This window comes from Methanosaeta sp. UBA458, assembly GCF_002496085.1.
GTDB classification, from domain to species: domain Archaea; phylum Halobacteriota; class Methanosarcinia; order Methanotrichales; family Methanotrichaceae; genus Methanothrix; species Methanothrix soehngenii.
This window is the reverse complement of sequence record NZ_DAIK01000111.1, coordinates 23,688-26,714: the sequence shown is the minus strand read 5'-3', so window position 1 is coordinate 26,714 and position 3,027 is coordinate 23,688. Positions and strand designations below refer to the sequence as shown.

At 55.5% G+C, this 3,027-nt stretch carries 4 protein-coding genes and 1 pseudogene; 4 read left to right on the top strand and 1 reads right to left on the bottom strand.

Translation table 11 applies throughout. The annotated features are described in order from the left end of the window. A pseudogene (locus BP822_RS08240) lies at positions 1 to 392 on the bottom strand (radical SAM protein); the annotation flags it as partial. A gap of 89 nt (positions 393 to 481) precedes the next feature. On the opposite strand from BP822_RS08240, the gene BP822_RS08235 reads away from it, so the two are divergent. From BP822_RS08235 to BP822_RS08220, 4 genes are all read left to right on the top strand, one after another. After that, a complete protein-coding gene (locus BP822_RS08235) occupies positions 482 to 1,984 on the top strand; it encodes a homocysteine biosynthesis protein (protein WP_048131975.1) in 1,503 nt (500 codons plus the stop codon). A gap of 11 nt (positions 1,985 to 1,995) precedes the next feature. Further along, complete coding sequence (locus BP822_RS08230; RefSeq protein WP_232844377.1) at positions 1,996 to 2,373, top strand: 4Fe-4S binding protein; 378 nt, start codon at positions 1,996 to 1,998, stop codon at positions 2,371 to 2,373. 186 nt (positions 2,374 to 2,559) lie between these two features. Further along, positions 2,560 to 2,709, top strand: a complete 150-nt coding sequence (locus BP822_RS08225; RefSeq protein ID WP_273271471.1) for a hypothetical protein — start codon at positions 2,560 to 2,562, stop codon at positions 2,707 to 2,709. Further along, a partial coding sequence (locus BP822_RS08220) for a hypothetical protein (protein WP_286878105.1) occupies positions 2,693 to 3,027 on the top strand: 335 nt, incomplete at its 3' end. The genes BP822_RS08225 and BP822_RS08220, both read left to right, overlap by 17 nt.

The following is a 3,027-nucleotide window of genomic DNA, read 5'->3' as shown; positions in this document are numbered from 1 at the left end:
GAGCGGTTGAAGGGCGGGCCGCGGCGGATGATATCCTCTATTTCCCGGAGGGCGATCTTTCCCATGGGGTCATCATGGGTTATCCCCACGATCCTGGTCTCCGGTCCGATGGCCCGGTCAAGGTGAAGGGGATGGGCCACCATCACCTCATCCCTGGAGAATCCGGACTCCAGGAGTGCCGCTTCCACCTTTCTCATGCCGCAGGGGGCAGTTGCCGCCGATCCGTCCTCCAACGCCGGCACTGGCGGGCAGAAGAAGTTCTGGAAGATCCAATCGGGCAGGGTTGCCCTGGGCATGATGGCAGCAAAGCCGAGCATCACCCCTCCATGATAGCTGCTCATCATGGTGGTATCGCTGGTGAGGACGATTCTCTTCCCTGGAAATTGCGCCATATATCGACCTCTGATTCTCTTTTGGCAGATAACGTTATTGGCAGTGCTAGCCCAATAAGTTTTTATCGGATCGCCCCCCCTTTGCCGATGTGCAAGAGAAGTCGTTATCGGAGATCAACGAACGCATTCGCAACGGCTCGGCCCGCGTTGTTACGGCTGAGGAGATGCCAGATCTCGTGGATGAGCTGGGCACGGCGGGAGCGGTGCGTGAGGTGGATGTCGTCACCACTGGTACCTTCGGCGCCATGTGCTCTTCCGGGGTTTTTCTCAATTTGGGCCATAGCGATCCTCCCATAAAGATCGCCCGCGCCTATCTGAACAGGGTGGAGGCCTATGGGGGCATCGCCGCCGTCGACCTCTTCTTAGGAGCGACCCAGCCCTCTGAGGACCGGGGGATCGAGTATGGCGGGGCGCATGTTATGGAGGACCTGGTAATTGGAAAGCAGATTGAGGTCGAGGCTCATGGATCTCCCTCGGACTGCTACCCTCAGATGGATCTGGAGACCAGCCTCAGGCTGGAGGACTTCAACCAGGCCACAGTGGTCAATCCCCGCAATGCCTATCAGCGTTACAATGCCGCTACCAACTCCTCCGACCGGACGATGCACACCTACATGGGCACCCTCCTTCCGGGTCTTGGCAATGTCCATTACAGCGGTGCAGGGGTGCTCTCTCCCCTCTCCAACGATCCGGGCTTCGAGTACATCGGGGTAGGTACGCGCATCTTCCTGGCGGGGGCTCAGGGCTATGTCATAGGCGCGGGAACCCAGCATAATCCTGAGAATGGCTTCTCCACTCTGATGGTCACCGGCGACCTTAAGAGGATGAACAACAGCTTCCTGCGGGCAGCAACATTTCATAAATATGGCCCCAGCCTTTACCTGGGGATAGGAATTCCCATACCGATGTTAAATGAGAGGCTCGCCAAGAGCACTGCCGTGCGGGACAGCGATATCACCGTCCCGGTGCAGGACTATGGCATCCAGCGCAGGGATAAGCCCTCGGTGAGGATGGTCAGCTATGAGGAGCTGAAGTCGGGCACGATCGACCTGGGGGGCAAAGAGGTCTCCTGCTCTCCTCTATCCAGCTTCCAGATGGCAAGAGAGGTTGCCCGGACATTAAAGGAGCAGGTGGAGCGGGGCGAGTTCCTGCTCAGCCAGGCAGCAGAACCCCTATCCCGGGTGGGAAGCAGCCGGCCCATGAAGCAGACCAAGGAGTCGCCCAATGTGGGAGATGTCATGAGCAGGGATGTGGTTACCGTCTTTGAGGATATCCCGGTGGAGAAGGCGGCAAAGCTGATCATCAGCGGCAGCTTCGACCATCTGCCGGTGGTCTCCCGGGATGGAAGGCTGATCGGCATTATAACTGCCTGGGATATATCCAAAGCGGTGGCCAGCGGAAAACCATCCCGCATAGCGGAGATCATGACCCGTCGGGTCCATTCGGTCCGCTTGGATGAGCCAATTGAGCTCGCTGCCCGCACCCTGGATACTCATAGCATCTCTGCCCTGCCGGTGGTGGACAGAGAGCATAAGGTGATAGGAATGATTACCAGCAATCATCTCTCTCGCCTCTTGGCCCGGAGGCGATAGCCTTGAAGCTGATGCTTCATGTGGCTCCGGGCATTGTCCGCCATCCCCTCATCGCCTCAGTGATTCTGGAGACTGAGGCTCTGGTTAACATCGAGAGGGCGAGCATCAATGCAGTGAGCGGCGAGATAGTCCTGGAGGTTCCGCCTGAGAAGGTCCAGGAGGTAATGGAGGCCTTTGAGAGGCGGGGAGTAAGGGTGGTTCCTCTGGAGATCCCGGTGATCAGGGATGAGTCCGAATGCGTGAACTGCGGGGCATGCGTATCAATATGTCCCACCGGAACGTTTCGCTTTGAGGATTGGCGGGTGGTCGCCGACTCGGGAAAGTGCATTCAATGCGGAGCCTGCGTTGTGGGCTGTCCGCAGAGGGCCCTAAAGCTGGTCTTGAAGTAGCTCCCCCAACGGGAGCCGAGCTTTTTTGTCTTTTGTTTTATATGTTAATTCCAATATTAATATTAAGGTGCACACATTTTTTGATTAACATTATGAAGAAATAGAAGAATTTATATGGTCGAACAGTATATAGTGGTGTGGTATGTCGGCCGAAGAATTTTAAAACGATTGTGGGGATGATATAATATGTTATTTGATGCCGATCTCATGGCAGGTGATAATGCAGCCTTCCTTAAGCATAAAGGGGTATTCAGACATGCTGCAGTCCTCAAATCGAATAAATATCCTTCAATTTCCCATCCTATCTTGGGGGGCGAATATGGACTCGAGCTCTGAGAGCGTCGTCTCCTCCCTCGGCTCCTTCGCCGAGATGCTCTCCGATCCCGAGGGCTACGATCCCGAGAGGCTGAAGAGCCTATCCGTTGGCGTTCCATCGTTATTATCCTCTTTCATTGAGGCCATGCTCTCCTCCGATGAGGAGGTTATGAAAAGGCGCCTCACCGACCTGGAGGATTATGCCTCTGTGGTCAACAGCGTTCAGGCATGGTTCAATCTGGGAAGGCTTGCTCACCATCTCTTCTTTCATCAGGCGGCAATTGAATACTACAGCAATGCTTCGGATCTGGCCCAGATTCTCTCTGATGATGATTCATT